The sequence below is a fragment of the Nocardia sp. NPDC050799 genome, assembly GCF_040654015.1.
Classification (GTDB): Bacteria; Actinomycetota; Actinomycetes; order Mycobacteriales; family Mycobacteriaceae; genus Nocardia.
Window position 1 is genome coordinate 25,871 of sequence record NZ_JBFAHF010000019.1, and the last position, 25,609, is coordinate 51,479.

Consider the following 25,609-nt stretch of genomic DNA (forward strand, 5'->3'; position numbering starts at 1 on the left):
GCGCTAGTGAGCTGGTTCGGTGAACGGGGTTGGCTGGTAGGTGATCGCTGAGCAGCTCGGTATCACTGATCCGTCGTGCGTGAAGAATTATTTGAATCGGGAGAAGACCAAGCTTGAGCACGCTTGGGAGATCCAGCGTGAGTGCGGTCTGGTTTCGTTCGGCGAGGTCGAGGCGGAGTTGTCGGCGTGGATCGCGGATCAGTCGTGGATGACCGGCGACGGGCCGAAAGCAATTTTCGACGGCGCGGTGGCCTGGCTGCGGAAGCGCCAAGCCCTGCTGCCGGGAATCACGACATTGGAACGCCTCGTCGGCGAGGGCCGCAAGGCCGCCGATCGGCGGCTGTGGGCTCAGCTCACGGAACGGTTGCCGGGGTCGTCCAAGGCGGCGCTGCGGTCGCTGCTGAGCCCGCCCGCCGACGGCAAGGGGCGGGTCACCGAGTTGGAGCGGCTGCGTAAGGGTGTGTTCCGGCCCACCTCGAAAGGCATGGTCGCGGCGGTGGGCCGGTTGTCGGGCCTGATCGGGGTCGGAATGAACCTGGATGTCTCGGAGGTGCCGCGGCGGCTGGTCGGGTTGGCGACCTACGGGTTGTCGAGTAAGGCACCCCAGTTGCGCCGGCTAGAGCCGCCCGAGTACCGGCTGGCGGTGCTGGTGGCGACGGTGAAGGTGCTGATCGAGCGCGCCACCGATGATGTCCTCGAGTTGTTCGACCTGCTGATGGTCACCGACCTGTACTCCAAGGCCGAACGCGAATCCAAGGACGAGAAGCTTCGCCGCTACCCCAGGGTGTTCCGGCACGCGGGCAGGCTCGCCGCCGCGGTGAAGGTGCTGCTGGAGATGACCGAGGTGGGGCTGGAGCTGAGCCTGGAGCTGATCTGGGATCACATCGAGAGCACCGTCACCAAGAGCGAGTTGCGCCGGGCGGTGGCCGCGATCGACGAGTTGGTGCCGGTCGATGACGCCGAGTTGGATGGGCAGCGGCTCGAGGAGCTGGCTGGGCGACTGGCGACGGTGCGCACGTTCCTGCCACCGATGATGCGAGTGGCCGAGTTCGGCGCGACCGCCGCGGGTGCGGCGGTGCTGGAAGGCAAGGCCCAGGCCAACCTCGTCGAAGGGCGCCACGACCTGGCACGGCGGATCTACCACGGTAAGAAGGGGGAGATGGTGCGCGCCTACTACGAAGGCATGGAAGACCAGTTCTCCGCGCTCGGGCTGGTGCTCAACTGTATCGTATTGTGGAACACCGTCTACAGCGACCGCGCCCTGGAACAGCTTCGCGCACTGAACTATCCGGTACGCGAGGAAGACGCCGCCCGGTTGTCGGCGTTCATCCGCAGCCACAGCGGCCTGGACGGGCACTACGCCTTCCACCTGCCCGACCTCGGCGGAACCCACCGTTCGTTACGGGATCCGGACGCGGACAACGACGAATGAGGCACTCGCTGCCGGCCGGGTGCCCACAGCAATACTGGTGTCGAAGCCGACGAATACATGAACGGGTCGATCAGTCTATGCCGAAATCCAAGGGTCGCAAGCCGAATATTCGCTCATTGCTTCGAATCCCCTTTTCCATCTCTTCCGCATCGTGGTAATACTTTCGCAATTTCTTCGATCAGGAAAGCGTCGAGTTCGGTATCGGAAAGTTCGCCAGTCCCGTCCATCCACCAGCCCCCGATGCATTGAACGGCCGGGTAAGGTAGATTGAATGCAGTCTGCATCAATTCCATTAAGTCGAGCGTCGACACATCTGGGTACAGTGTCACCATCTCTCGAAGTATCCGAGAGGGAACCCATCCTTCTCGATATTTTGAGGCCACCAGCGCGGCAGCCCCTTCGTCAAACTTCGGCTCGTAATAGTTCATCGGTTAAACTCCACCATTGCACTGGTGTACTCTCCGGGGCTCCCCTCGACGTTCACAATTTCCACCCTCTCGAACCCCGCTTTAGCAGCTTGTTTTCCAGTCCATGTCTTCGCCGCTGCGACCTCCAGCGACAATCCCTTACCAGTGAGCTCGTTCAAGCCGGCAAGGTTCGATCCGAATTGCCAATTTCCCACTATCGAAGTGAACTTTCCTTCGAAGAATTTCAGAATTGTTTGGAACTGTTCCGCACCGTTCAGCAGAGTCGACCGTTGTCCGTTTTCCAGTTCAGTTCTGAGGCTCACGAAGAGACTGCTACCCAAAACCTTACCCTCAGCGTGGAGCCGTGGGCTCGCCGTATCCTGTTTGTAGTATCGCTGACCTGGGATGGACCGATCGATCAGGCGCGGTGGTGAATGGACATTGTCTTCGTGTGGGGTCGCTCCCGTGTGTTCGGGGCTCCGTCCCTCGCTTGCTTTTTCGATCTCGCGGGCGCCGTGCTCGGAGGCATCGCCAATTGTTCTGCGCGCGGCGCGGACCTCATCGGCCACGTCGCCCAACGTGTCGTGCAGGTGGGTACCGGTCCGGCGGCTGAGCAGTTCGATCATGTCGTCCGCCATCCGCTGCAACTGTTGCCTTAGCTCACCGGGCACGCCCTTCATCGCTTGCCGCCGCCTCCGACGCGCGCATCGGGCCTGGTCGCGGATCTCATCTGTTGATCACCGACCTGCTCGCCGCCGTGCGGCGGGGTCGCTGTCGGCTTGATACCGCCGTAGCCCGTCGTCGGATACCCGCGCGTATTTGGCGAGGCTGCGTACGGAGGTATGCCCCGACAGTTTCATCAGCACCGGCGTCGAGGCTCCTTCCTCGGCGGCGTGGGTCAGCCGCGAATGCCGCAACTGGTGCAGCGTGTACGGGCCGTCGTCGAAACGTTCGGTGTGAGTCTCGAACAACTCCGCCGCCCGCCGATACGACAGGCGCGCCCGCCCGGTCGACGGGTCGATATCGTTGCGGGCCACCGAAGGCCGCGCTCTGCGGTCGGTGAGAAACAACGGACCTGATTTGCGGCCGGCCAGCATCCGCGGCAACAACCGCGCCGCGCCGGTCTGCCACGCAATGACCTCCCGCGCCCCGCCCTTACGGGTCACCACCGCGCACCGGTTCGCCGTATCCAGGTCGGCTACATCGAGCATCAGCACCTCCTCGGCACGCGCCGAGGATTCGTACAGCGTGTGCCACAACACCCGTTCCCGCAGCGCCGCATCCGATCCCAGAATCTCGGCGACCCGCTCACGGCTCAGTGCCCTACTGGTATCCGTTGGTGCGGGCCGGGCCCGCAACCGCACCAACGGATCACCGGCCAGCCACTGCTGTTCGCGCCAATACCCGCACGCTGCCGCGAGCGCGGTCAACCGGATGTTGAACGTCTTGGGGGCCTTGCTGCCCCACACGAAGGTGAACCAGCCACTGACCCGGTCCGGTTCCTGATCCAGCAGCGCCACATTCGTGTCCGCGCCGAAATCTGCCACCAACTTCTCCAGCGCCGCCGCATAGGTTGCACGCGTGTTGGACACCGTGATCGTGGCCAGGTAGATCCGCACCGCGTCGGCCAATCGCACATCATTCACCGGCGTCGGCAGCATCCGATCCCGTCCCATCGACCGGCCTCCCACCAGTACCGCAGATAGTTCCCGACCCGCCGCCGCGTGAGCAGGACGACTGCGACACTACCGCACATAGTGAGCTGCCATGTGCGGTAACCGCTAAGCGCCGGATTTCTCAACGATGTTCCTCGACCCCGAGCAGCGGCATGCGATGCGAGAAAAAAGAATTGCGTGGGCACGGGTGCCGTGCCAAAGTAGCCGGCAACAGCGAATTGTGAAGGAGGTGGAGAACGTGACGGTCGCCCGGATTGCCGTGGCGCGGCGAACCGCACCGGTTCGTACCGCCCCGTCGTTCTCCCTCTCGAACTCCACTCGCTGAGCCCGGTCGGGCTCGGCCCCGACGAAGGATTTCCTCCCTCATGGTCGACTTCGACCCACTCGTCCCTTTCGGCTGGACAGAAAATGTAGCCGAGCAGTACCTCCCGCTCCTCGACGCCGATTGCGTCCCCGCCCGCATCGTCCGGATGGATCGTGGCGAATGCGATGTGGTGACCCCCACCGGGCCCGCCCGGGCCACCTGCCCGCGCGCGGACTCCTCGGTGAGCGGTCTGTGCACCGGCGACTGGGTGAGCCTGGATGCTCGTTCACATGTCCGGGCCCTGCTGCCCCGGCGTACCGCCATCACCCGTTCCGCCGCGTCCGGACGGTCGGAGAGCCAGGTACTGGCCGCCAATGTCGATACGGTGCTGATCTGCGCGCCCGCCGACGGCGACGTGGATCTGGGGCGCATCGAACGGATGCTCGCCCTGGTCTGGGAGAGCGGCGCCCAGCCCGTGGTCGTACTCACCAAGGCGGATACCACCGAGGATCTTCCGCTCGACGAGGTCCGTGCCGTGGCGCCGGGCGCCCCGGTGCTGGCGGTCAGCGCGACCGCCGAACTCGGTCTCGATGTGCTGGTCGCGGTACTGAGCGGCACGGTGGTTCTGCTGGGACCGTCCGGTGCGGGTAAGTCCACACTGGCCAACGCACTGCTCGGCGCGGAGGTCTTCGCCACCGACACCGTTCGCGCGGCCGACAAGAAAGGCCGGCACACCACGGTGCACCGCGAACTGCGGCCGCTACCCACCGGCGGCACCCTCATCGACACCCCCGGACTGCGGGGTGTCGGCCTATGGGACGCAGCCGAGGGCATCAGCCGGACCTTCAGCGATATCGAGGAACTCGCCACCGGCTGCCGGTTCGCCGACTGCGCCCACGACGCCGAACCGGGTTGCGCGGTCCGCGCGGCCGTCGAATCCGGGGAAGTACCGGAACGGCGGGTGCGCAGCTATCGCAAGCTGGACAAGGAGAACGCCTGGATGGAAGCGCGGGCGGACAAGCGGCTCCAGGCCGAGCGCGACAAGGTGTGGCGGGGTATCGCCAAGGAACAGCGGCGCATGTATCGCGAGCGCGGCTCCCGGCGCTGACCGCACGGCCGATACGATCCTATCACCAAATGAAATACGGCCGCTTCCAGATTTCTGGAAGCGGCCGTAGCCATGCAACCGGTGCTCTTTCACCTGCGCCCTGGCGCGGACTGTAGCCCGTCAGACCGCCAGCGTCGGTACCTCGTATTTCTGGCACCACGGGTCGCGGGTGGCCAGCACCAAGCCTTCCGAACTGGCCTGCGCCAACAGCATGCGGTCGAACGGATCGCGGTGGATCAGTGGCATTCGACCGGCAGCGATTGCGTGTTCTGCATCGATGCGCAACAAATTGAACCCACTGTCACGCACTCGCTCCGGAAGGTCGGCCGGTCCGCCCAGCTTGCCACCTGCCTGCTTTATCGCCACCTCCCAGACGGATGCAGCACTTACGAAAACATCCGGGTCGTGATCGAGCCGATCCTTCATTTCGCCGCTGAGCGTGGGGGCGTCCGCGAGCCACCACAGAACCACATGGGTATCGAGCAACAGGCTCATCGCGACATGCCGAACTCGTCGGCTATCGCCTCGTTCGTCTCGTCGGAATCCCAATCCGCTTCCAGCACGAGCGTTCCACGGAGCGACCCACGACCGGTACGGTCGGCTCGCCGGACCAGCGGCACCACCTTGGCTACCGGATGCCCGGCCCGGCTGATCACGATCTCCTCGCCGCGTTCCACCCGCTCCACGATGCGGGACAGGTTGGTCTTCGCCTCGTGGATATTGAACTGCTCTGCTGCGCTGCTCGCCATGGACACCTCCTTAGCTAACAGGTTAGCCCACTGAGATGTCCCAGCACAGCGCCCGTGCGACTCCGCAGAAGGGATGTCGCCGGTGAGACACCTCGGCCGTACCAGGCCGCCTGATTCCGGACGGCTACTCCGGAACCTCGAGCAACCCCTCGTCGACGGCCCATTTGATGGTCTTCTGCAAACGCTCACAGGTATCCGGCCGCCCGGGCCCGTACCCCTTGGCGCTGAGTTCGGCGAAGACCGGACAGCGGGTAGCCGGGTTCTCGGCCCATTGCACCGAGGTCTGCCGGGAGCTGCTCTTACGGACCCGTACCTCGGCGTCGCAGGCCTGACACCGCAGCGGTGTCAGGCCGTCCTCCAGGTATCGCTGCTGGTCCACGACCGTCTGGGCCCGCACCGCGGCCTGCCGGGCGGGCTGGTCGGCGAAGTCGGGTGCTTTTGCCCAGCGGGTCATATCAGACTCCTGCCTCCGCTTGGTCGGCGTCCGCCGCGGCCGCCTCTTGTTCGCGTTTACGCCGCAGGTTCTCTTCGACCTCGGCTTCCCATGCCTCGTTCGCCTTGGCGGTGTCGACCTCGAATTCGAACCGCTGGGTCATCTTCTCGGTCACGTCGGCGACGTCGACGTAGAACTGGTCGTACCAGCGCCGCAACTGATAGACCGGACCGTCCTCCTCGCAGAGCAGCGGGTTCTCGACCTTGGACTTGTGCTTCCAGATCTCCACGTCCTGCAGGAAGCCGTCACCGAAGAAATCGGCCATGGTCTTCGCGAGGTTCTGCGCGGTCTCGTCGTCGAGGCCCTTCGGCTTTTCGACGGTCAGACCCCACTGCAGCATGAACGAATCCTGGGACACCGGATAGTGGCAGTTGATCAGGTTGACCGTGATCTCGTAACCGCCGTAGCTGTTGACCAGGGGATTGATCATGTAGGAGGGCCCGAAGTACGAAGCCTCCGATTTCAGGAGCTGATCGCCCGCGTATTTGGCGCCCATCCCGACATCGGGCCGACCCTTGGTCTCCAGGAACTGAGTGGCGACATGTCCCTCGAAAACGTTCTTGAAGAAGGTGGGGAAGGCGTAGTGGATATAGAAGAAGTGGGCCATATCCACGACGTTGTCGATGATCTCACGGCAGTTCGCGCCCTCGATCAGCAACGAGTTCCAGGTCCACTGGGTCCAGCCACTGTCGAGTTCCTCCACCGGATTGCCGTCGGCATCGGTGTAGGGACCTTTGATATAGGGGATGGTGACCTCGGGCGGCGGTTCGTTGCGCTCGTGGTCGTGCCAGACGAAGAGCTGGCCGTTGCGCTCGAGCGTGGTCCAGCGCCGTGTACGCGCCAGTGGCGGGACCCGCCGCGCGTAGGGGATGGACGTGCATTTGCCGGTCGCGCCCCAGCGCCAATCGTGGAACGGGCAGGCGACATCGTCGCCCTTGATCTCACCCATGCTGAGATCGCCGCCCATATGCCGGCAGTAGGCGTCGAGTACGTGCAATTCGTCGGCACTGTCGGCCCAGATCACCAGTTTGGTGCCGAACGCTTGCACCGAATGCGGTTTGCCGTCCCGGAAATTCTGCGCCAACCCCAGGCAATGCCATCCGCGCGCGTACCGGGTGGGAACCGAGCCGACGTCGAGCTCCCGGACCTTCGCACCGCCGCGCTGCGCCGGATCCGCCGCCGCGCGGGTCCCTCCGTGGTTACGCACGCTGCCTCCTCCGGGCCCATCGCTCGGCGACGGGGGGGTTACTGCCATCGCAATTCCTCCTCCTGCTGTACTAGAACACGTTACAAAACTGACGCCCCGAACGCCAGCTATTCACGCCACATCCAGCACATGTCGCATATATGCGGCCCTCCGGCACCGGTTCTCGACATGAACGAGAACCTGTTCTAGTCTCAGAGGTAAATTCTGCGCCGAGCAGATGACTACCGGTTAGCAAACGACCAGGCAGGAGCAGGGGCCGGAGATGACGCGAGAAGTGACCGAACGGGTCGAAGCGCTATTGCCCACGCTGCGCGCCCGCGCACAGGAGGCCGAAGACCTTCGGCAGATCCCCGAGGAATCGATCAAGGACCTGCAGGAAGCCGGCTTCTTCCGGCTGCTGCAGCCGAAGCAGTGGGGCGGACACGCCGCGGACCCGGTCGTCTTCTACGACACCGTCCGCAAGATCGCCAGCGCCTGCGGCTCCACCGGTTGGGTCGCCGGGATCATCGGCGTGCACAACTGGCATCTGGCGCTGTTCGGCCAGGACGCGCAGGAAGAGGTGTGGGGCGAGAACACCGATGTGCGGATCTCTTCGTCCTACGCGCCCATGGGTGCCGGCACCGTGGTCGACGGCGGCTACCGGGTCAGCGGCTCGTGGGCCTGGTCCTCGGGCTCCGGGCACGCCGACTGGACCTTCGTCGGCGGACCGGTGATCAAGAACGGCAAACCGGTCGATTTCGGCAGCTTCCTGATCCCCCGCTCCGAATACGAGATCGACGACGTCTGGAACGTGGTCGGCCTGCGCGGCACCGGTTCGAACACGCTCGTGGTGAAGGACGTTTTCGTACCCACGCACCGGTTCCTCAGCTACAAGACCATGAACGACCTGAAATCGCCCGGCCTGGAAAGTAATACCGACCCGGTGTACAAGATGCCGTGGGGCACCATCCACCCCACCACCATCTCCGCGCCGATCGTCGGTATGGCCTACGGCGCCTACGAGGCCCACGTCGAGCACCAGGGCAAGCGGCTGCGCGCCGCCTACGCCGGTGAGAAGGCCAAGGAAGATCCCTTCACCAAGGTCCGGATCGCCGAGGCCTCCAGCGATATCGATGCCGCCTGGCGTCAGCTGTCGGGCAATGTGGCCGACGAATACGCGCTGCTGCTCGAGGGCAAGGAGATCCCGTTCGACCTGCGCGTACGCGCTCGGCGCGACCAGGTCCGCGCGACCGGCCGGGCCATCGCCTCGATCGACAAACTCTTCGAGAGCTCCGGTGCCACCGCGCTGGTGAACGGCACCCCGCTGCAGCGGTTCTGGCGTGACGCGCACGCCGGGCGCGTGCACGCCTCCAACGATCCCGAGCGCGCCTACGTCATGTACGGCACGCACGAATTCGGGCTGCCGGTTTCCGACGGGATGGTGTGATGACCTCGACCGCCGAACTCACCTACGAATCCACCTCGCGATTCGCCCAGGTTCGTCCGGATCTGAAACTGCACTACCACGAGGCCGGTGTCGGCAACGGTCCCACCATCGTGCTGCTGCACGGCGGTGGGCCGGGCGCGTCCTCGTGGTCGAACTTCTCTCGCAACATTCCGGTGCTGGCCCGCGACTTCCACGTGATCGCGGTCGATCAGCCCGGGTACGGGCAATCCGACAAGCCGACCGAGCACCCGCAGTACTTCGTACACAGCTCCTCGGCGCTGAAGGATCTGCTCGACACTCTGGAGCTCACCGGCCGGGTCCACCTGCTGGGCAACTCGCTCGGTGGCGGCGCCGCGGTGCGCTTCGCGCTCGACTATCCCGATCGCGCCGGGAAACTGATCCTGATGGGGCCGGGCGGTCTGAGCACCAGCCTCTTCGCCCCCGACCCCACCGAGGGCGTCAAACTGCTGGGCAAGTTCAATTACGAACCCACCCGGGAGAACCTCGAGGCGTTCCTGCGGATCATGGTCTTCGACCAGTCCTTGGTCACCGAGGAACTGATCGAGGAACGTTTCGCCTCGGCGAGCACCCCCGAGGCGCTGGCCGCCACCCGTGCCATGGGTAAATCGTTCGCGAGCGCCGATTTCGAGAAGGGCATGCTCTGGCGGGACGCGTACAAATTGCGCCAGCCGGTGCTGCTGATCTGGGGCCGCGAGGACCGGGTGAACCCGCTCGACGGCGCGCTGGTGGCGCTCAAAAGCATCCCGCGCGCACAACTGCACGTATTCGGCGGATGCGGGCACTGGGCACAGCTGGAGAAGTTCGCCGAATTCAACCGGCTGGCCACTGATTTCCTGCTCGGCGTCAAGGAGAAGTGACGATGAGTATCAAGGCACTCGGCTATATGCGTATCGAGGCCACCGATATGGCGGCCTGGCGCGAGTACGGCCTGAAAGTGCTCGGCATGATGGAGGGCGACGGGAACAACCCCGAGGCGCTCTATCTCCGGATGGACGATTTCGCCGCCCGCCTGGTGATCGTGCCCGGCGAGCGGGACCGCCTGCTCGTCTCGGGCTGGGAGGTCACCGACGGTCCCGCGCTGCAACGCCTCCGGGAGACGCTGGAGAAGAACGGCGTCGACTTCGAAGAAGGCACCAAGGAGGAACTCGCCGAGCGCCGGGTCGAAGGGATGATCCGCTTCCGGGATCCCTCCGACAACACCCTCGAGGCGTTCTACGGCGCGCAGTACCTCGGCCGGCGGTTCGTCAGCCCGTACGGCCACAAATTCGTCACCGCCGAACAGGGCCTGGGCCATGTCGTGCTGACCTGCAACGACGATGCCGCGGCCCAGGCGTTCTACCAGGACGTACTCGGATTCCGGCTGCGCGATTCGATGCGCCTGCCGCCGCAGCTGGTGGGCCGGCCGGAGGACGGGGACCCGGCCTGGCTGCGGTTCTACGGGTGCAATCCGCGGCACCACGCGCTCGCCTTCCTGCCGCTGCCCAACCCGACCGGCATCGTCCACCTCATGGTCGAGGTGGAGAACTCCGACGATGTCGGCCTGTGCCTGGACCGGGCCATGCGCAAGAAGGTGAAGATGTCGGCCACCCTGGGCCGGCATATCAACGACAAGATGCTGTCGTTCTATATGAAGACTCCCGGTGGGTTCGACGTCGAATTCGGCTGTGAAGGACTGGAAGTCGACGACCACAGCTGGACCGCCCGGGAATCCACCGCGGTGAGCCTCTGGGGCCACGATTTCTCCGTGGGTTTCAAGTGATCTCCGGCCGGACCCGGTGCGATACTCGCATCGGGTCCGGCTGAATCCGGCGGCCCGTCCGCCGGCAGCTCCATGAACGAGGCGAGGACGGTATGAACGTGACGGCACCAGCGGATCCGGCCGACGGCGCGGGCGAAGCGGCCGCGGAGCAGGCCACCATCGACCCCCGGCAGTTCCGCAATATCCTCGGGCAGTTCTGCACCGGCATCACGGTCATCACCACGCTCACCGACGACGAAACCCCCATCGGTTTCGCCTGCCAGTCCTTCGCCGCCCTTTCCCTCGAACCACCCCTGGTGCTGTTCTGCCCGACCAAGGGTTCGCGGTCCTGGGCCGCCATCGAGGCCAACGGCCGATTCTGCGTGAACGTACTCGCCGAGGAACAGCAACCGGTCTGCGCGAAATTCGGCTCCCGCGAACCGGACAAGTTCGCCGGAACCGACTGGCACACCTCCGACCTCGGCCTGCCCCGGCTGGACAACTCCCTGGCCACCATCGACTGCCGGGTGGACAGCGTGGTCGACGGCGGCGACCACTTCATCGTCATCGGCCGCGTCCTGGCCATGTCGGAGACCCCCGCCACCACCAACGGCCGCCCGCTGCTGTTCTACCGGGGCCAGTACACCGCCATCGAACCGGAGAAGACCACCCCGGCCCCCTGGCGCGCCGATCTCGACCACTTCCTCACCACCACGACCCTGGACACCTGGTTGTAGGGCGGTACCGCTGATTGATATCAACCTCAGGCGTATGCGATATCATCTGAAGGGAACCGATATCAGGAGGTGACGCGCCATGGCACGAACTGTCATCGACGTAGACGACGAGAAGTTGGCCGCCGCAGCCGAGATTTTCGGAACGACAACCAAGGTCGCAACCGTGAATGCCGCCCTCGAGGATGCGATCAAGCGCCGTCGGCGACAATCCTTCCTCGACTGGATCGGCGCGGGCGGCCTCCCGGACCTGACCGGCCCAGTCGATCCGCCGGCCGGCCAAGGTGCGGCCTGAAGTTGCCCACCCGGTACCTCATCGACAAGTCGGCGTTCGCTCGCTACCCGAAGCCCGCCGTCCGCGCGGTTATCGAGCCGCTACACAATGCCGGTCTCTTGGCCATTTGCGGGGCGGTCGAGCTGGAGATATTGCACTCGGCCCGGTCGAAGACCGACGCCCAGCGGATTCGCGATGAATTGCGCGGTTTCGACTGGTTGCCGACCCCCGACGAAGCCTGGGATCGCGCTGTCGAGATCCAGGGCCTGCTGATAGAGGGTGGAACTTGGCGAGCACTGTCGGTTGCCGACCTCATCATTGCCGCCGTCGCCGAACGGCACCACACCACCGTGCTGCACTACGACGGCGACTACGACATGATCGCTGCGGTCACGGGACAACCTACGCGATGGGTAGCCCGGCCGGGCACAGCAGATTGACAGGCTTGATGGCGCAAACCTTTATACGTGCATCAATATCGGACAAGCTGCAGCAGTTCGGGCCGGCTCGCCATCGACCGCCATTGCCCGGCCGGGTCGGCGACGAGGCGGCGGGTGGTCAGGTCCAGTAGCCCGCTGACGTGGGTCACCGTCGCGGCGACCTCCCCGTCCGGGCGGGTGAGGACATGCTCGACCCGGTAGGTCTTGCCCGTCCCCCACACCCAGTCGCAGGTGATATCGACGAAGTCGCCGCCGCGTAGCTCCCGCTGGAAACGCAGGACCGTTTCCAGGTTCACCGGGCCGAAACCGGCCGCGATCATCTCCGCCACCGAGATACCCGCCGCCTGCACGCACGCGAACCTGGAGTGATCGGCGTACTGGTGATATGCCGCGCCGGTCACGTGTCCTTGGAGATCCAGGTCGGAAACTCGCACTTCGATCCGGTTGGTGAACGCCATGACCGGATCATGCCGGTCACCACCGACAGGCGGCGGGCGCCGGCGGTGCGCGTTACTCGCGGTTCCCGGCCAGCTCCTCGGTGATCCGCTCCAACCCCTCCCCCGCCCGGCCGTCGGCGATCTGCCGGTCGATGAGGTTTTTGATCGGGCCGACGATGTCCAGGGCGACCCCGGCGTCCCGGCTGGCCCGCACGATCGCGTCGAAGGCGGGTTTGTGGAATCGCGCGGGCTGTACCTCGTCGGTGTAGTCGCCGCTGTCGATCACCTCGGCATATGCCGGGAGCAGTCCCGCCATGGCGGTGACGTACGCGGCCGCCCGGGGTGCGAAGGATGTGGCCGTGACCCCGGCCGAACGCACCATGGCGGCGCCGTGGAAGAACCCGGTGAACATGGCGTACATACCGGCCAGCAGCGCGAAATCGTAGAGCGCGGCGGTTCCGGGATCGTCGCCGAAATAGTCTGCCGCGCCGAGCTTTTCGAGATCGGTGCGGAATCGCTCGAAGACCTGCTCCGACCCGCTGTAGAGGATGGAGGCGCCCGGCCCGCCGATCATGGGCGGTACCGCCATGATGCCGCCGTCCAGGAAGTCGATACCGCGGTCGGCGGCCCATCGGCCGAACTCCCGCGACTCCTCCGGAGTGGTGCTGGTGAGATCGATCAGCGCCTTGCCTCGCAGCCCATCGGCCACCGGATCCAGTACCGCGTGGACCGAGGCGTGGTCGCCCAGCACCGCGATCACCAGGTCGGCCGCGGCGACGGCGGCGGCCGGATCGGCGGCACGCACCGCGCCCATTCCGACGAGTTCGGTGTCCTTTCCGGGTGTGCGGTTCCATACCGTGGTGGGGGTGCCGCCCTTGACCAGGGCGGCGGCGATGGCCCGACCCATCGGTCCGAGTCCGAGTACTGTCACGGCTGGTTGTTCGTTCGCGGTCATATCTGTGCCGACTCCTCTGCTGAATGCGTTGCACACGCTTCGATGAACACTGGCTTCGGCGCGCCGTGTTCGAGAATCGCCGACCCCGGGTGCCGCGACAAGTACCTACTATTCGGTGGGGTAGTTACCACAACGTATGCGAGCAGGCAGCGAGGCCGAGATGGGTAAGAATTCGCGATAGCCGGCGTCCACAACTCGATCAGTTCCTCGGGCGACCACTCCTGAGCCCGAACCGGAACCGCAAACCGAGTCAGCAATTACCCGCGCGTCCTACTGCCCGGGTGTGCGCCTGGAGCCCTGGGCCCTACTCGCGGTGCCCGGCCAGTTCCTCGGTGATCCGCTCGAATCCCTCCTCCGCCCGGCCGTCGGCGATCTGCCGGTCGATGAGGTTCTTGATCGGGCCGACGATGTCCAGGGCGACCCCGGCGTCCCGGCTGGCCCGCACGATCGCGTCGAAGGCGGGCTTGTGGACCTTCATGGATTGGATCGACTGGGTGTAGTCGCCACTGTCGATCACCCCGGCGTAGGCCGGGAGCGACTGCGCCATAGCAGTGATATACGCGGTCGCCCGGGGAGCGAAGTCGGTGGCACTGACACCAGCGGTACGCACCATGGCGGCCCCGTGGAAGAAGCCGGTGAACATCGCGTACATACCGGCCAGCAGTGCGAAATCGTAGAGCGCCGCGGTTCCGGCGTCGGCACCGAAGTAGTCCGCCGCGGCCAGTTTCTCCAGGTCCGAACGGAACCTCTGGAAAACCGATTCCGAGCCGCTGTAGAGGATGGAGGCGCCCGGCCCCCCGATCATCGGCGGTATCGCCATGATGCCGCCGTCGAGGAAGTCGATCTCGTGTCCGGCCGCCCAGCGGGCGAGTTCCCGGGAATCCTCTGGAGCGGTGCTGGTCAGGTTGATCAGCGCCTTACCGCGCAACCGATCGGCTACCGGATCAAGCACCTCGTGCACAGACGCGTGATCACCGAGGACGGCGACGACCACGTCGGCGGAGTCGATCGCCGACGCGGTATCGGGGCTGCTCACGGCGCCCATGCCTACCAGTTCTGTGTCCTTCCCCGGTGTGCGGTTCCACACGGTGGTGGGGTTGCCGCCCTTTACCAGGGTGGCGGCAATGGCCTGGCCCATCGGTCCGAGCCCGAGCACGGCCACGGTTGTCTGTTCGTTTGCGGTCATATTTGTCGACTCCTTGCTGAGGCGAATGGTCGTGTGTACGGCGCGCCGTGACCAACGATCGTCAACACCGGACGTCGGGGCAAGTACCTACAATTCGGTGGGGTACCTACCAAAAGGTGTGTGAACAGGTAGCGAGGTCGAAATGGGAGAAAAAAGGTTCGGGCCGTACTTCTGCGGAATCGACGCCTCCATGGATGTGATCAGCGGTAAATGGAAAGGACTGATTCTCGGGGAACTGGACAACTACAGTGTGCGGCGGTTCGGTGAGCTACACCGCGGGCTACCCGGGGTGTCCGAGAAAATGCTTATCCAGCAGCTACGTGAGCTCGAAGAAGACGGGCTGATCGACCGGAAGGTCTACCCGGAGGTCCCGCCTCGGGTGGAATACCGTCTCACCGACCTGGGCCGCTCCCTCAATACCGCGCTCGAACCGCTCGGTGCGTGGGGGCGGGATCGCATCGAGCGCATCGGCGCCGCGCGCGTCCATCCGCAGCCGGCCGCTGCCCCGGCGGTGCTCGGTGGCACCGCCCTTCGTCAGGACGCCGCCGCGAAATAGGCCGTCCGTACGTCCACGATCGTCGGCGGGGGGAGATCGGTAGAGCCCGCGCCGAGCTCGCCCAGCCGGATATGCCAGGTGGAGGCCGAGGTGTCGATGGCGGTCCGGGCGTCGGACGGTTGCAGGACGACCTCGGCGCCGCCGGTGCACGAGTAGGCGCCCACCAGGCCGTCGGCCCGGCCGCCCCACGCCCCACCTACCCGGATACGGCAGCGGCGGCCGTCGGCCAATTCGAGCGCCCACGGCTCGGGATCGGCGGTTTTCCCGATCGGTTCGAGCCGGGGCTCGACGCTGTACCAGCGCAGTTCACGGTTCCAGGGATCATCGGCGCACAGCAGTTCCGTTCCACCGGCCCGGGCCCAGCAGATATCGGCGGCATCGGCGGAGGCACCGCAGTGGTAGATACCCGGGCTGGTCGCGGAACGGCTGGATATGCCGTTGCTGCAGTCGAGTCGACCGGCGGGGGCGGTACCGGATACGTCGAACCCGTCGGTCGGCCAACCGGATCCGTCGATGGCGACCAGGGAAACCACTGTGGTGGGCGGCGGGTCCGATGGCTGCTGCTCCTCGGTCGCCGCGGCCGGGGGCGATTGCGCCGCCCCCGGGCGCGCGGCCGAGGAGACCACCGCGCCGGGATCGCCGCCGCTCGGCGACGCACAGCCACTCAGCGCCGCCACCAGCAGCGACGTGAAAACCGGAACCGACCGTACCCACACCGCGAACGTCATGGGTCACCACCTGACTCGGGGACAGTGGGCCCGAGTGTAGCCGGGGCGGAGGCGAAGTCGGCAGAATCGAGCACGTGACCCGCCGGGACGCGAACCGGCCGGATCGGTTTCCGGTTTCACGGCAGCTTCGTGTGCCACCCGGTGCGGACCGCGGGAATCGTCGACCCACCGGCGCAGCGCCGCGTTCGACGTCGGAGACGGATTCCGAACGCGGACGGTCTATTCGCCGACGCTCACGCAGCCGTCGCCGTGAAACTCGCCCCCGCCCGCTTGATGACCTCGTCGAGTACCTCGCGGGAGCGGAGCAGATCAGCGATCATGCGGTCGATCCGGTCCCGTTCGACCTGCAGCTCGTGCACCAGCGAGGGCGTGGCGAATTCGTTGGCGCCGCCGTCGGCGGCCCGCATGCAGGGCAGGAGCTCCACGATCTTCTTACTGCACAGTCCGGCCGCGAACAGCTCCTGGATTTGCACGACCCGGTCCACCGCGTGCTCCGGATAGTCGCGATGGCCGCCCGGGGTGCGGTCAGCGGTGAGCAACCGCTGCTCTTCGTAGTAGCGCAGCGATCGTTCGCTGACCCCGGTCCGCCGCGCCAGTTCTCCGATTCGCATACTCACCTCGCATTTTCCCGTTCGGGCTTGAACTTCACATTAATGTCAGGTCTTACCGTCAAGGCATGACAACCACAGCGCCCCGTGATCTATTCGCTCCCACCCGTCTCGCCGGCCTCGAGCTTCCGCACCGCCTGGTGATGGCTCCCTTGACGCGTAACCGCGCGGGCGCGGACGGCACCCCGTCGGACCTGATGGCGACCTATTACGCTCAGCGGGCCGGGGCGGGCCTGATCATCGCCGAGGCCGCCACCCCGAACCAGGTGGGTCAGACCTACGCCAATATCCCCGGTATCCACCGTGCCGAGCACATCGCCGGCTGGCGCCGCGTCACCGAGGCCGTCCGGGCTGCCGGGAGCCATATGTTCCTGCAACTCCAGCACGGCGGCCGGGTCGGCCATCCCGACAACAGCGGCCTGGTCCCGGTCGCGCCCTCGCCGATCCCGCTGCCCGATACCGTGCACACCCCGTCGGGTCATCAGCCGGCCGTGACGCCACGCGAACTCACGGTCGACGAGATCCACGCGACCGTCGCGGATTTCGTCACCGCCGCGCGCAACGCCGTCGACGCCGGTTTCGCCGGGGTCGAGGTCCACAGCGCCAACGGTTACCTGCTGCACCAGTTCCTGGCCGGCAACACCAACCGCCGCACCGACGAGTACGGCGGTCCGGTCGAGAATCGCATCCGGTTCACGGTCGAGGTCGTCGAGGCGGTGGCGGCGGCCATCGGCGCGGAACGGGTGGGGCTGCGCATCTCGCCGGCGAATCCCGTCAACGGCATAGCGGAGGGCGATACCGAGGCCATCTATCCGGCGCTGGTCACCGCGGTCGCCGAGCTGGGCCTGGCCTACCTGCACATCGTCCGAGTCGACGCGGACGATCCACTGCTGGGCCGGCTCCGTGCACTGTGGCCCGGCAACCTCGTCGCCAACCCGGCGGGTGATGCCCGCGACCCGGGCGCCATCATCGACGGGGCCGAGCGTCTGCTCGCCGCCGGAGCCGACCACATCGCCCTCGGCCGCGCCTTCCTGGCCAACCCCGACCTGGTCGAACGCCTACGCACCGGCGCGCCGCTCAACCCGATCCGCGACGCGCATCTGATGTACGTGGGCGGGGCCGAGGGTTACACGGATTATCCGACCCTCGCGGCGACCGCCTGAGTATCCGGCACCGCGCCGGGCCGCGTATTCCGGCGATATGAACCCGTGCGCGCGGGCGGGGCCGACCCCGCCCGGTCGCATATCGGTCCCGGTACGCCGCTCGCGGTACCGGCTCGTCAGACAGACCCGGCCCTGTCAGAGGTGGGCGACCGCCTCCCGATACCGCCGCCCCAGGGTGCGGATGTGCTCGACGAGTTCGGGTGGGCCGTCGATACGGAAATCCATCATGAGCATGCTGAGGTAGATGGCGATCGTCTCCATCGCGTCGGCTCCGGTGAGCAGCAGGCACGAGTTCTCGTCGACCGGCACCACGACCCCGACCGCCGGATTGATGCGGGCGATAACGGTTTCCGCGGGTGCCAGGACCGTGACCCGGGCGTGCACGGCGTAGCCGGCGGAGGCCACCTCCCGGAGTACGAAGGCGACCAGATCGCTCTCGGGCGGAGTCCGGGCGGCGAAGCGGCGAGTGCCCGCCACCACCCGGCGCCGGTTCGCCACCGGAAACGCGCGCCAGGCGTGCGTATCGAGGTCGTAGGCGACCAGGTACCAGCGCCGCTGCCAGCTGACCAGCCGGTACGGCTCGACCCGCTGGTCGTCGAGTTCGAGTTCCCGGGCGGCGCGGATCGCCGCCGCGATCGTGGCGAGGGTTTCCGCGGGAACGGGCGCGTCCGGTTCCCGGGAGCCGATCGTCGCCGGACCGACCGCGGTGGTCTCGCGCAGGGCGTTGACGGTGCGCTGTAAACGCTTCGGCAGGATCCGTTCCAATTTGGCGAGAGTCCGTTTGACGCTGTGGTCTATATCGGCGATGCCGGTGGACCCGTCCTCGGCGAGGCCCATGGCCAGGGCGACCGCGACCGCTTCGTCGTCGTCGAGCAGCAGCGGCGGCATGGTGGCGCCCTGACCGAGGCGGTAGCCGCCGACCGGGCCCCGGGTGGCGTGCACCGGGTAGCCGAGTTCGCGTAAGCGGGCGATGTCCTGGCGCAGGGTGCGGTCGGTGACGCCGAGCCGTTGCGCCAGTTCGGGACCGGTATGTCCGCGGTCCTGCAGCAGCGACAGCAACCGGAGAACCCGGGTTGTGATGGAGGTCACATATTCCTCGTTTCCGTGCTGTTCTTATCAGGAAGAAAATGATCCTAATAGGGCCATAGTCTGAGTTCAACGCCGAAAACGACCGAGAGGCAGAACAATGGAAACCACCGCAGCACAGGACATCACCGCTCAGCTCGCCCCGATCTGGCGCGAGGTACTGACCTCCGCCCACGACGCGCTGCGTGCGGTGATCGCGCGAGTCGACTCCGATCAGTGGCAGCTGGCGACCCCATGCGCGGACTGGAATGTCGCGCAGGTCGCCGAGCACGCCGCCGGGGATCAGCGGGCCTTCGCTGCCGCACTCGGTGTGGGCGCCGGCCCGGCCTACGACCCCTTCGCTCCCACCGGCACGATCGCCGACGGGCCCGTCGCCCTGGTCACCGCCGCCCTCGAGGAGACGGCGACCGCTTGGTCCACCGTCACCGACGACACCGAAAGCGTCCCCACCCCGCTCCCCTTCGGCCCGCTGCCCACTCCGGTGGCCGCGGTACTGTGCGCCCTGGACGCGGCGGTGCACGCCTGGGATATCGCGGTCGCCACCGGACAGGAATCGCCGCTGACCGACGAACTCTCGGCGCCGATCCTCGCCGCGGCCCAGGGCCGGATCGAACCGCTGCGCGACTGGGGCGCCTACGGCCCGATCGTCACGGGCGAGGGTTCCAGCACGGACCGGCTGCTGCGTTACCTGGGCCGCCGACCGGTGAGCTGATCAGCGCGGACGCGGACCGGGTTCCGTTGCGACGAATCCCGGTCCGCCGAGATGGACCAGATCAACCCTCAAGTTGTGCGATATGTTGTACGAATCAATCGAGGGGCATCAATGACCGCACTACCCATCTCCACGGTCCGCCAGCAGCTGTTCTCACTGGTCCAGCAGGTGAACGACGACCACGACACTGTCACAGTGGTCACCAGGAGCGGCCAGAACGCTGTCCTGGTGTCGGAATCCGATTGGAATTCGATTCAGGAGACGCTCTACGTTCTGGCGACACATGGCGGGGTGCGGCTGCTCGAATCCGCACGTGATGCCGAAGAGGGGCGGTTCGAAGCGCAGGAGCTGCTGGATCCCGATGCCTGAGCGCAAGCTGGTGTTCACGGCCTACGGCTGGGAGACCTACACATCGGGGCTCGCCCGAGATCGCTCGGTGCTCGAAGCGGCCAACAAACAGATCTCCGCGGCGCTTGCCGACCCCTTCGCAGGTATCGGCAAGCCAGAGCCGCTCAAACACCAGCTCGCGGGAAAATGGTCGAGACGGATCACCCGCGAGCACCGCCTGATCTACTACGTCACCGACACCGAATTGGTGGTCATCGGAGTCGGCGGACATTACGAGGAGTAGCGCCACAGCGAGGCGACCGCGCAGGTCCGTACCAGGCGGGACCGCCTACAAGAGCCTTCCCTCCGGCACACCGCCGACCAACCGCGCTCCGGTCGCACCCGTCACCACGGACGCCTCACCCGCCGACCTCCGCCCCGCCCGGCGGTCCCACAACCGCACCATCTTGTCGACTCTGCTCAGTTCGCAGCGTCGGGCGTCGCGGCCTGCTCCAACGCTGCCGCGACCGCTTCGAACTCCGCCGGCGCGGCGGTCAGGTCTTCGACGATCTCGCGGGCGATGATCTCGGGTGCGGGCAAATCATCGGTATCTTCGAGCGACTCGTCCCGCAACCAGTTGATGTCGAGGTTGACTACAGATTGTCTACGAGGCGGCGCGAATCGGTCACGATCGGACAGTCTCCCACGAGCTACCGACCTCGAAACCCCTGTACCCCCGCATTCGGCTGCCTTGGGCGACAAGGCATCGCCTACGGGTCCTCGACCGGTCGGCACAGCGCGATCGTGAAACCGACCAGGCCTGCCACCAGTAGTACCAGCACCGCATCGGCCCACATCAGGCTCTCCCTCGCTCGGGATCTGCACCGGGCCAGCGATACCCACGAGGGTAGATCTGTATCGGCGTGATGAGCGCGGCGTTCTCGGTGATGAGGTGGCGCAGGTCGTCGGCATGCTCGAAGTTCGGTACCACGACAGCTTCGGCTCCGGCCTCGGCCGCGTGCCGGGCCAGCGCATGTACGGCGAGCCGGGCGACCGTATCCGTCTTGACCGTGTACACCAGCCGGTACCCGTATCTTTCGGCGAGCCCGTGCAGGTCGATATCGCTCATCGGGAGGTTCAGCCGGATCAGGGCGACTGCCGGCGGCAGCGGGACCCGGTCAGACACCGCGCTCCTCGGCTACCTCCGCCCACCGCCGCATCACCTTCAGCAGATGCTCCAGATGAACGAGCGTCGGCACCGCCCATACGGTCCCATCCGGAATATCGGTCTCACCGCGAACTCTGGTCGGCAGCGTTGTCGCACACATGATTCCCCGCTCCTGGCATAGATTTCTGGTATGCACCGGGCGCAGGGTCCGACGAGCGGCTATGGTGTCAGTGCGCCCTTTACCCAATCGAATTGACCACCAGCCTTCGGCAACTCCTGGCGTCGAGCTGGTGTCTCCCAGGTGGCTCTGGGAGTGGCCTGCACCGGGTGCCCCCTCAGTAGAACTCTGCCGCAGCGGAATCGAGAAGCCGTACGCCGGCGAATTCGAGGGGAAGTTCTGGAATTCCTGCACAACGATTGCAGCATTGCGTTTTCCAGAACTCAGCTTCCACATGGGGGCTTCCATATTGCACGCATCCGATTAACAAAGGTAACTACATGGCAAACGGATCTACGCTTCCGCGCCGTGCTCTGGGCAGGCAGCTGCGGAAACTCCGCGAGAGAGCCGGTCTAACACAGTCCGCGGCATCCCGGGTGGCCGAGGTATCGCCACAGTCCTACGGGCGGATCGAGGACGGCCGGCAGACGAAGGTCACCGATCTCGGACTCAACGCGCTGGCGAATGCCTACGAGACCACGGACGAGGAGCGGCGGCTTCTACTCGACCTCGCCCGGGAGATCCGGGAGGCAACAGCATCAGGTGGCGGATGGTGGCGGGCTTACGCTGATGCCCTCGTTGCCGGATTCGACCACTACCTCGCCCTGGAGGAAGCAGCGAACTGGGTGACCTCCTGGCAATCCACGGTGATTCCCGGCCTACTGCAGACCCGCGACTATCGGCAGGCACTCACCTGGGCCACGAACCCGGAGTGGTCACCCGAGGAAGTCGATCGAACGCTGGACATTGCACAGCGACGGCAAGACCTGTTGATCCGCGCGGACTTTCGCTTCGAGGCCCTGCTGAGCGAGGCGGTACTCAGGTACACCGTCGGCAGCCCAACTGTCATGGGGGCTCAGGTGAAGCACCTGCTGGGGCAATCCGAGTTGCCGAGTGTAGAGGTTCGGATCCTGCCCAACACCGAGACCAGCGCCGTTGGCTTGATGTCACGATCATTCGTTCTGTTCAGCTTCCCTCCGTTGCCTTCCTCCAAGCTCCAAGAGCCCCCAGTTGCCTTCATGGAAGGTCTCACCGGTGACCTCTACATCGAGCGTGACCTCGAGGTCGCCAGGTTTTCTCGCGAGGCCGAGCGTATCCGGCATGTAGCGTTGTCTCCGTCGGCATCCCAGGATCTGATGCTGTGGATTACGAAGGAGCGAGAATGACCGACTTGTCTCGGGCCGAATGGTTCAAGAGCAGCCGTAGCCAAGGGGGAAGCGACTGCGTCGAGGCCGCCCACCTGGATAACCGCCATGTCGGCGTGCGAGACTCCAAAAACCCCACCGGCCCGGCCCTGATCTTCACCCCCGGTGAGTGGGATGCCTTCCTGGCCGGCGCCAAAGACGGCGAGTTCGATCGCCCCTGACGACACGCAGACAACCCCCGGCTTCATCTGGTGAGAAGTTGGGGGTTCTCTTCCACCTGGCTTCACGACACAGAAGGTGTCCCGGGTCTGGGTACGCTACGCGACTCGCAGTAGTCGCCCGGACCCACAAAGGATCGCGGGTTGAAGCGGGACCGTTGATCGCCACCGCGTGGATCCAGGCGGTTGGGCACTGGCACTTCCGGCTGCTGACGCTGAAGTCGATGCTCGAATTGATGGAGGAGGAGAATGGATGGAAACCAACACTGACTTTTCCGACTCATTCGGCGACCGGTATCTCTCCTCCTGCCTCGTGAGCCATCCTTTGTGGATTATCCGAAGCGGCTACGAGAAGCTGTCAGAGCAAAATGATATGTACGATCTGACGCTGCCAGAGCTTGTCGAGCAAGTGGGCTCGGACGCTGGTCCACGGGATTCTTGCTCGTATCGATCGAAGATATCGGAGCACAACCAATTTCAAGGCGGGATCTGCGTTCGCCGACGCCTCGGACGCCTGAGACGTGCTCTACTGCAACGCCTGTCACGGTCATTGTCTCACTGTTTGTAACATCCCACGAATCGCGATCGATTGTCAGGCGAAGGTCGAGCGATCGGCACAGGCCGCCACGGCAACGGTGCGGCTCGGACGAGAGCGAAGCCGACCCAGCTGTTTCAGCTGTCCCGGGGGACGGCCGCACAAGGGAGACAAGATGATCCGACCCGTTCTATTCGCTGCCGCCGCGGCCACCATCGCGATGGCTGTCACGGCGTGTGGTGGTGACGGTGGCTCCAATGCCGGTCCGTCGGCGTCGAACACGGTTGCGGCCACTGCATCCACTGCACCGACCACGGTGCCCGCTGTGAAGACCGCGCCGCCGGTCGCCGAACCACCGGCCGCACCTCCAGTAGCCGAACCGCCGGCCGCACCTCCTGCGGCCGAACCACCGGCCGCACCTCCCGTAACCGAACCACCGGCCGCACCTCCCGTAATCGAACCACCGGCCGCACAGCCGGTTGCCGACCCCTGCGCCGAGGTGACCAACGAGTACCTGATCACCACATTGCGGATGACTGGGATGCCCCGCTACCCCCTGGCCGATCTCGAACAGGCACGGTGCAGCGGCAACTTCGCATCGGCTTCGGCCCAACCGGAGGGCACTCTCCACCCGGTCATGTATCTGTTCGAGTACTCCGAGCAGGACGGGCACCTGCACTGGCGCGTAATCGATGTCGGCGAAGGCCTCGACTGCGTGAACAGGCATGGCGTTCCCGCTGACGTGGGCCGCGAAATCGGCTGCGCCTCCGGCGTTTGATCCCCCACCGCCCGGCCCCGGTCTGCCGCGTCAGTGGGACCGGCCGGGCGGTTCGAACGACCCGGTGGCACGTCACACACAGAGTAAGCATTGCCTCCGAAGCGCCCCGGCGAGTACGGGCGCAGGCTTCCAGCCGGATACGGACCGGCCCTACCCCACAGTGCGCTCTCCGGTCACGCCTTCCACGGCCAACGCTTCGCCCGCCGCGCTACGGCCCGCACGACGGCCGGAGAAAATGCAATCTGCCAAGGACAAACCACTGACATAGGAATTCACGCATATCCCGGCGGCTGTCCGGCCCGCCGCGTACAGGCCCCGGATCTCACCGCCGTGCGTATCGCGCACTGCCCCGGTCTGCTCGTCGACCACCAGGCCGCCGACGGTGAACATCGGGCACGGGTTGGTGAGGCTCGGTTCGATCGAAACGTTCAGCATCCAGTACGGGCCCGCGCCCACCGGACGCACGTACTCGGCCGGTTTACCCACCGGATCGGGGGCGCCCGTCGCGTAGGCGCTGTTGTGCGCGGCGACGGTCTCCCGCAATCCCGCCGGGTCGACACCCGCGGCGGCGGCGACCTCATCGAGGGTTTTCCCGCGCTTCGCCTTCCGGCGCATCACCTCGAACTGCATCCGCTGGAACCAGGCGGCCTGTGGCCCGATCTGGGAGATGGCGGTGCGCATGAGCGCGTCGTCGGCGAGCAGCCGGCCGATACCGTCGTGCCGGTTGATCAGGGCGTCGCCGACGGCCGCGCCGTAGCGGGTCTCGTCGATGACCCGCTGCCCCTTCCCGTCCACCAGCAGCGCGCCGGCGAACGAACTCGGTGGCAGCAGGAACCGCCAGGCCGAGACATTGCCCATCCGATCGGTCGCGGCGCCCACGCTGCGGCCCAGTTCGATGCCGCTACCGTCGTCGCCGGAGCTACCCAGCGCCAGCCCGTTCTTGTAGGCGGGCGCGTGGGCGTGCAGCATTTCGCGGTTGGCGATGAAACCGCCCGCGGTCAGCACCACGCCGCGCCGGGCCAGCACCCGGAGTGTGGTCGCGTACCTGCGGTCCAGCCGGGCCAGCCGTTTCTCCAGTGCCCGGCGCAGCGGCGGGTAGTAGATACCGGGTTTGGCGGCGATCGCGGCCAGCCGCGCGTAACGGGCCTTGACGCGCGCGGGTGCCTCGCGCAGACTCCGGCATTCGACTCCCACGACCGCGCCGGTGTCATCGGTGACCAGGGCGGTAGCGGTCGTCAGTGTTTCCACCCGCACGCCCCGCCGCTCGGCCGACCGGGCCAGCGGCGCGAACAGTTTCTTGCCGGAGGTGCCCCAGCCTTTGACTCGGTGGCCGCGCTGGGCAGGGGTGATATCGGCGAACGCGCCGGAGATCTCGCTGCCGGAGTAGTAGAGGTAGTAGTCGTTGTTCGGGTAGGAGGTCTTGTACGGGCACAGCGATGCCTCGAACGGCACCCCGTGCCCGGTGAGCCAGTCGATCATGGCGGGACTGTCGTCGACGAAACGCCGCAGTGTCGCCGGGGAGACCGCGTCACCGACCTCGCGTTCGAGGTAGGCCAGCATGAGTTCCGGAGTGTCCTCGACACCACCCGCGCGCTGCACCCAGGTGCCCCCACCGGCGTAGATGATGCCACCGGAGAGCGCGGTCGCGCCCCCGCCGGTGAAGCGGTCCAGCACGAGTACCTGCGCACCGTCCTCGGTGGCCTGTAAGGCCGTGGCCGCGCCCGCCGCGCCGTATCCGACGACCACCACGTCCGCGGTCAGGTCCCATTCGTGCGTCATCT

Annotated in this window: 33 protein-coding genes; 16 read left to right on the forward strand and 17 right to left on the reverse strand. The window is 66.0% G+C overall.

Annotation, left to right across the window (positions count from 1 at the left end; genetic code table 11):
* Positions 1–40 precede the first annotated feature (40 nt).
* Positions 41–1,432, forward strand: a complete 1,392-nt coding sequence (locus AB0H42_RS20390) for a DUF4158 domain-containing protein (protein ID WP_357057917.1) — start codon at positions 41–43, stop codon at positions 1,430–1,432.
* A 113-nt stretch (positions 1,433–1,545) separates the two neighbouring features.
* On the opposite strand, the gene AB0H42_RS20395 is transcribed toward AB0H42_RS20390, so the two are convergent.
* From AB0H42_RS20395 to AB0H42_RS20405, 3 genes are read right to left on the reverse strand one after another with little or no spacing between them, the layout of a single operon-like run.
* Positions 1,546–1,860, reverse strand: coding sequence for a hypothetical protein (locus AB0H42_RS20395; RefSeq protein WP_357057919.1), 315 nt, complete (start codon positions 1,858–1,860; stop codon positions 1,546–1,548).
* On the reverse strand, positions 1,857–2,519 hold the full coding sequence (locus tag AB0H42_RS20400; RefSeq protein ID WP_357057921.1) for a hypothetical protein: 663 nt from the start codon (positions 2,517–2,519) through the stop codon (positions 1,857–1,859). The genes AB0H42_RS20395 and AB0H42_RS20400 overlap by 4 nt, the downstream gene beginning before the upstream one ends.
* A gap of 57 nt (positions 2,520–2,576) precedes the next feature.
* Positions 2,577–3,515, reverse strand: a complete 939-nt coding sequence (locus tag AB0H42_RS20405; protein WP_357057923.1) for a site-specific integrase — start codon at positions 3,513–3,515, stop codon at positions 2,577–2,579.
* 365 nt (positions 3,516–3,880) lie between these two features.
* Here AB0H42_RS20405 and rsgA point away from each other — a divergent pair, with 365 nt between their 5' ends.
* Positions 3,881–4,927 (forward strand): ribosome small subunit-dependent GTPase A, encoded by a 1,047-nt coding sequence (gene rsgA / locus AB0H42_RS20410; protein ID WP_357057925.1) that lies wholly within the window; start codon positions 3,881–3,883, stop codon positions 4,925–4,927.
* 120 nt (positions 4,928–5,047) lie between these two features.
* Here the strand turns inward: rsgA and AB0H42_RS20415 are convergent, their stop codons facing one another.
* The 4 genes from AB0H42_RS20415 to AB0H42_RS20430 all read right to left on the reverse strand — a co-directional run bounded on the left by AB0H42_RS20415 (position 5,048) and on the right by AB0H42_RS20430 (position 7,376).
* Positions 5,048–5,422, reverse strand: coding sequence for a type II toxin-antitoxin system VapC family toxin (locus AB0H42_RS20415; RefSeq protein ID WP_357057927.1), 375 nt, complete (start codon positions 5,420–5,422; stop codon positions 5,048–5,050).
* The gene (locus tag AB0H42_RS20420) at positions 5,419–5,676 is read right to left on the reverse strand and encodes a type II toxin-antitoxin system prevent-host-death family antitoxin (protein ID WP_265802785.1); all 258 of its coding nucleotides are present in this window, start codon (positions 5,674–5,676) and stop codon (positions 5,419–5,421) included. Before AB0H42_RS20420 ends, AB0H42_RS20415 begins: the two co-directional genes overlap by 4 nt.
* Positions 5,677–5,800: 124 nt before the next feature.
* The gene (locus AB0H42_RS20425) at positions 5,801–6,130 is read right to left on the reverse strand and encodes a hypothetical protein (RefSeq protein WP_357057929.1); all 330 of its coding nucleotides are present in this window, start codon (positions 6,128–6,130) and stop codon (positions 5,801–5,803) included.
* A gap of 1 nt (position 6,131) precedes the next feature.
* Positions 6,132–7,376 (reverse strand): Rieske 2Fe-2S domain-containing protein, encoded by a 1,245-nt coding sequence (locus AB0H42_RS20430; RefSeq protein ID WP_357057931.1) that lies wholly within the window; start codon positions 7,374–7,376, stop codon positions 6,132–6,134.
* Positions 7,377–7,638: 262 nt separating this feature from the next.
* On the opposite strand from AB0H42_RS20430, the gene hsaA reads away from it, so the two are divergent.
* From hsaA to AB0H42_RS20460, 6 genes are all read left to right on the forward strand, one after another.
* Positions 7,639–8,802, forward strand: coding sequence for a 3-hydroxy-9,10-secoandrosta-1,3,5(10)-triene-9,17-dione monooxygenase oxygenase subunit (gene hsaA, locus AB0H42_RS20435; protein ID WP_357057933.1), 1,164 nt, complete (start codon positions 7,639–7,641; stop codon positions 8,800–8,802).
* Positions 8,802–9,680: a 4,5:9,10-diseco-3-hydroxy-5,9,17-trioxoandrosta-1(10),2-diene-4-oate hydrolase gene (gene hsaD / locus AB0H42_RS20440; protein WP_357057935.1), complete on the forward strand. Its 879-nt coding sequence runs from the start codon at positions 8,802–8,804 to the stop codon at positions 9,678–9,680. The genes hsaA and hsaD overlap by 1 nt, the downstream gene beginning before the upstream one ends.
* Before the next feature lie 2 nt (positions 9,681–9,682).
* Complete coding sequence (gene hsaC / locus AB0H42_RS20445; RefSeq protein WP_357057937.1) at positions 9,683–10,582, forward strand: iron-dependent extradiol dioxygenase HsaC; 900 nt, start codon at positions 9,683–9,685, stop codon at positions 10,580–10,582.
* A 98-nt stretch (positions 10,583–10,680) separates the two neighbouring features.
* Positions 10,681–11,298, forward strand: coding sequence for a 3-hydroxy-9,10-secoandrosta-1,3,5(10)-triene-9,17-dione monooxygenase reductase subunit (gene hsaB, locus AB0H42_RS20450; RefSeq protein ID WP_357057939.1), 618 nt, complete (start codon positions 10,681–10,683; stop codon positions 11,296–11,298).
* A 79-nt stretch (positions 11,299–11,377) separates the two neighbouring features.
* Positions 11,378–11,590, forward strand: a complete 213-nt coding sequence (locus tag AB0H42_RS20455) for a type II toxin-antitoxin system VapB family antitoxin (protein ID WP_030522953.1) — start codon at positions 11,378–11,380, stop codon at positions 11,588–11,590.
* Between the two features lie 2 nt (positions 11,591–11,592).
* Positions 11,593–12,009, forward strand: a complete 417-nt coding sequence (locus AB0H42_RS20460; RefSeq protein WP_357057941.1) for a PIN domain nuclease — start codon at positions 11,593–11,595, stop codon at positions 12,007–12,009.
* Between the two features lie 32 nt (positions 12,010–12,041).
* Here the strand turns inward: AB0H42_RS20460 and AB0H42_RS20465 are convergent, their stop codons facing one another.
* From AB0H42_RS20465 to AB0H42_RS20475, 3 genes are all read right to left on the reverse strand, one after another.
* Positions 12,042–12,467, reverse strand: a complete 426-nt coding sequence (locus tag AB0H42_RS20465) for a thioesterase family protein (protein ID WP_357057943.1) — start codon at positions 12,465–12,467, stop codon at positions 12,042–12,044.
* Between the two features lie 52 nt (positions 12,468–12,519).
* The gene (locus AB0H42_RS20470) at positions 12,520–13,401 is read right to left on the reverse strand and encodes an NAD(P)-binding domain-containing protein (protein ID WP_357057945.1); all 882 of its coding nucleotides are present in this window, start codon (positions 13,399–13,401) and stop codon (positions 12,520–12,522) included.
* A gap of 304 nt (positions 13,402–13,705) precedes the next feature.
* Positions 13,706–14,587 carry an NAD(P)-binding domain-containing protein gene (locus AB0H42_RS20475; protein WP_357057947.1) on the reverse strand — a complete coding sequence of 294 codons (882 nt, stop codon included), beginning with the start codon at positions 14,585–14,587 and terminating at the stop codon, positions 13,706–13,708.
* Positions 14,588–14,729: 142 nt separating this feature from the next.
* Here AB0H42_RS20475 and AB0H42_RS20480 point away from each other — a divergent pair, with 142 nt between their 5' ends.
* Positions 14,730–15,143, forward strand: coding sequence for a helix-turn-helix domain-containing protein (locus tag AB0H42_RS20480; protein WP_357057949.1), 414 nt, complete (start codon positions 14,730–14,732; stop codon positions 15,141–15,143).
* Here the strand turns inward: AB0H42_RS20480 and AB0H42_RS20485 are convergent.
* Both AB0H42_RS20485 and AB0H42_RS20490 read right to left on the reverse strand, forming a co-directional pair.
* On the reverse strand, positions 15,122–15,871 hold the full coding sequence (locus AB0H42_RS20485; protein ID WP_357057951.1) for a hypothetical protein: 750 nt from the start codon (positions 15,869–15,871) through the stop codon (positions 15,122–15,124). The genes AB0H42_RS20480 and AB0H42_RS20485 overlap by 22 nt on opposite strands.
* Positions 15,872–16,104: 233 nt before the next feature.
* Positions 16,105–16,482 (reverse strand): MerR family transcriptional regulator, encoded by a 378-nt coding sequence (locus AB0H42_RS20490; protein WP_357057953.1) that lies wholly within the window; start codon positions 16,480–16,482, stop codon positions 16,105–16,107.
* A 65-nt stretch (positions 16,483–16,547) separates the two neighbouring features.
* Here AB0H42_RS20490 and AB0H42_RS20495 point away from each other — a divergent pair, with 65 nt between their 5' ends.
* Entirely contained in the window at positions 16,548–17,642 is a 1,095-nt protein-coding gene (locus AB0H42_RS20495; protein WP_357057955.1) for an alkene reductase, read from the forward strand.
* Positions 17,643–17,777: 135 nt separating this feature from the next.
* Here the strand turns inward: AB0H42_RS20495 and AB0H42_RS20500 are convergent, their stop codons facing one another.
* Positions 17,778–18,731, reverse strand: coding sequence for a WYL domain-containing protein (locus AB0H42_RS20500; RefSeq protein WP_357057957.1), 954 nt, complete (start codon positions 18,729–18,731; stop codon positions 17,778–17,780).
* 97 nt (positions 18,732–18,828) lie between these two features.
* Here AB0H42_RS20500 and AB0H42_RS20505 point away from each other — a divergent pair, with 97 nt between their 5' ends.
* From AB0H42_RS20505 to AB0H42_RS20515, 3 genes are all read left to right on the forward strand, one after another.
* Positions 18,829–19,440, forward strand: coding sequence for a TIGR03086 family metal-binding protein (locus AB0H42_RS20505; RefSeq protein ID WP_357057959.1), 612 nt, complete (start codon positions 18,829–18,831; stop codon positions 19,438–19,440).
* Between the two features lie 111 nt (positions 19,441–19,551).
* Positions 19,552–19,809, forward strand: coding sequence for a type II toxin-antitoxin system Phd/YefM family antitoxin (locus AB0H42_RS20510; protein WP_357057961.1), 258 nt, complete (start codon positions 19,552–19,554; stop codon positions 19,807–19,809).
* Entirely contained in the window at positions 19,802–20,071 is a 270-nt protein-coding gene (locus AB0H42_RS20515; protein ID WP_357057963.1) for a Txe/YoeB family addiction module toxin, read from the forward strand. The genes AB0H42_RS20510 and AB0H42_RS20515 overlap by 8 nt, the downstream gene beginning before the upstream one ends.
* A 176-nt stretch (positions 20,072–20,247) precedes the next feature.
* On the opposite strand, the gene AB0H42_RS20520 is transcribed toward AB0H42_RS20515, so the two are convergent.
* The 3 genes from AB0H42_RS20520 to AB0H42_RS20530 all read right to left on the reverse strand — a co-directional run bounded on the left by AB0H42_RS20520 (position 20,248) and on the right by AB0H42_RS20530 (position 21,095).
* On the reverse strand, positions 20,248–20,400 hold the full coding sequence (locus AB0H42_RS20520; RefSeq protein ID WP_357057965.1) for a hypothetical protein: 153 nt from the start codon (positions 20,398–20,400) through the stop codon (positions 20,248–20,250).
* Between the two features lie 223 nt (positions 20,401–20,623).
* Positions 20,624–20,953, reverse strand: coding sequence for a hypothetical protein (locus AB0H42_RS20525; RefSeq protein WP_357057967.1), 330 nt, complete (start codon positions 20,951–20,953; stop codon positions 20,624–20,626).
* Positions 20,946–21,095 (reverse strand): hypothetical protein, encoded by a 150-nt coding sequence (locus tag AB0H42_RS20530; RefSeq protein ID WP_357057969.1) that lies wholly within the window; start codon positions 21,093–21,095, stop codon positions 20,946–20,948. The genes AB0H42_RS20525 and AB0H42_RS20530 overlap by 8 nt, the downstream gene beginning before the upstream one ends.
* Before the next feature lie 338 nt (positions 21,096–21,433).
* Between AB0H42_RS20530 and AB0H42_RS20535 the strand changes: the two genes are divergently transcribed.
* The 3 genes from AB0H42_RS20535 to AB0H42_RS20545 all read left to right on the forward strand — a co-directional run bounded on the left by AB0H42_RS20535 (position 21,434) and on the right by AB0H42_RS20545 (position 23,828).
* Positions 21,434–22,318, forward strand: a complete 885-nt coding sequence (locus AB0H42_RS20535) for a helix-turn-helix transcriptional regulator (RefSeq protein ID WP_357057971.1) — start codon at positions 21,434–21,436, stop codon at positions 22,316–22,318.
* Complete coding sequence (locus AB0H42_RS20540) at positions 22,315–22,518, forward strand: DUF397 domain-containing protein (protein ID WP_357057973.1); 204 nt, start codon at positions 22,315–22,317, stop codon at positions 22,516–22,518. Before AB0H42_RS20535 ends, AB0H42_RS20540 begins: the two co-directional genes overlap by 4 nt.
* Before the next feature lie 1,031 nt (positions 22,519–23,549).
* Positions 23,550–23,828 carry a hypothetical protein gene (locus tag AB0H42_RS20545; protein ID WP_357057975.1) on the forward strand — a complete coding sequence of 93 codons (279 nt, stop codon included), beginning with the start codon at positions 23,550–23,552 and terminating at the stop codon, positions 23,826–23,828.
* Between the two features lie 150 nt (positions 23,829–23,978).
* Here the strand turns inward: AB0H42_RS20545 and AB0H42_RS20550 are convergent, their stop codons facing one another.
* Complete coding sequence (locus tag AB0H42_RS20550; RefSeq protein ID WP_357057977.1) at positions 23,979–25,607, reverse strand: FAD-binding protein; 1,629 nt, start codon at positions 25,605–25,607, stop codon at positions 23,979–23,981.
* Positions 25,608–25,609: the final 2 nt, after the last annotated feature.

Coding starts and splice junctions, on each gene's coding strand:
- AB0H42_RS20395 (WP_357057919.1), bottom strand. CDS start 1,860: ATGAACTATTACGAGCCGAAGTTTGACGAAGGGGCTGCCGCGCTGGTG.
- AB0H42_RS20400 (WP_357057921.1), bottom strand. CDS start 2,519: ATGAAGGGCGTGCCCGGTGAGCTAAGGCAACAGTTGCAGCGGATGGCG.
- AB0H42_RS20405 (WP_357057923.1), bottom strand. CDS start 3,515: ATGGGACGGGATCGGATGCTGCCGACGCCGGTGAATGATGTGCGATTG.
- rsgA (WP_357057925.1), top strand. CDS start 3,881: ATGGTCGACTTCGACCCACTCGTCCCTTTCGGCTGGACAGAAAATGTA.
- AB0H42_RS20415 (WP_357057927.1), bottom strand. CDS start 5,422: ATGAGCCTGTTGCTCGATACCCATGTGGTTCTGTGGTGGCTCGCGGAC.
- AB0H42_RS20420 (WP_265802785.1), bottom strand. CDS start 5,676: ATGGCGAGCAGCGCAGCAGAGCAGTTCAATATCCACGAGGCGAAGACC.
- AB0H42_RS20425 (WP_357057929.1), bottom strand. CDS start 6,130: ATGACCCGCTGGGCAAAAGCACCCGACTTCGCCGACCAGCCCGCCCGG.
- hsaA (WP_357057933.1), top strand. CDS start 7,639: ATGACGCGAGAAGTGACCGAACGGGTCGAAGCGCTATTGCCCACGCTG.
- hsaD (WP_357057935.1), top strand. CDS start 8,802: ATGACCTCGACCGCCGAACTCACCTACGAATCCACCTCGCGATTCGCC.
- hsaC (WP_357057937.1), top strand. CDS start 9,683: ATGAGTATCAAGGCACTCGGCTATATGCGTATCGAGGCCACCGATATG.
- AB0H42_RS20455 (WP_030522953.1), top strand. CDS start 11,378: ATGGCACGAACTGTCATCGACGTAGACGACGAGAAGTTGGCCGCCGCA.
- AB0H42_RS20465 (WP_357057943.1), bottom strand. CDS start 12,467: ATGGCGTTCACCAACCGGATCGAAGTGCGAGTTTCCGACCTGGATCTC.
- AB0H42_RS20470 (WP_357057945.1), bottom strand. CDS start 13,401: ATGACCGCGAACGAACAACCAGCCGTGACAGTACTCGGACTCGGACCG.
- AB0H42_RS20475 (WP_357057947.1), bottom strand. CDS start 14,587: ATGACCGCAAACGAACAGACAACCGTGGCCGTGCTCGGGCTCGGACCG.
- AB0H42_RS20480 (WP_357057949.1), top strand. CDS start 14,730: ATGGGAGAAAAAAGGTTCGGGCCGTACTTCTGCGGAATCGACGCCTCC.
- AB0H42_RS20485 (WP_357057951.1), bottom strand. CDS start 15,871: ATGACGTTCGCGGTGTGGGTACGGTCGGTTCCGGTTTTCACGTCGCTG.
- AB0H42_RS20490 (WP_357057953.1), bottom strand. CDS start 16,482: ATGCGAATCGGAGAACTGGCGCGGCGGACCGGGGTCAGCGAACGATCG.
- AB0H42_RS20495 (WP_357057955.1), top strand. CDS start 16,548: ATGACAACCACAGCGCCCCGTGATCTATTCGCTCCCACCCGTCTCGCC.
- AB0H42_RS20505 (WP_357057959.1), top strand. CDS start 18,829: ATGGAAACCACCGCAGCACAGGACATCACCGCTCAGCTCGCCCCGATC.
- AB0H42_RS20510 (WP_357057961.1), top strand. CDS start 19,552: ATGACCGCACTACCCATCTCCACGGTCCGCCAGCAGCTGTTCTCACTG.
- AB0H42_RS20515 (WP_357057963.1), top strand. CDS start 19,802: ATGCCTGAGCGCAAGCTGGTGTTCACGGCCTACGGCTGGGAGACCTAC.
- AB0H42_RS20530 (WP_357057969.1), bottom strand. CDS start 21,095: ATGTGTGCGACAACGCTGCCGACCAGAGTTCGCGGTGAGACCGATATT.
- AB0H42_RS20535 (WP_357057971.1), top strand. CDS start 21,434: ATGGCAAACGGATCTACGCTTCCGCGCCGTGCTCTGGGCAGGCAGCTG.
- AB0H42_RS20540 (WP_357057973.1), top strand. CDS start 22,315: ATGACCGACTTGTCTCGGGCCGAATGGTTCAAGAGCAGCCGTAGCCAA.
- AB0H42_RS20550 (WP_357057977.1), bottom strand. CDS start 25,607: ATGACGCACGAATGGGACCTGACCGCGGACGTGGTGGTCGTCGGATAC.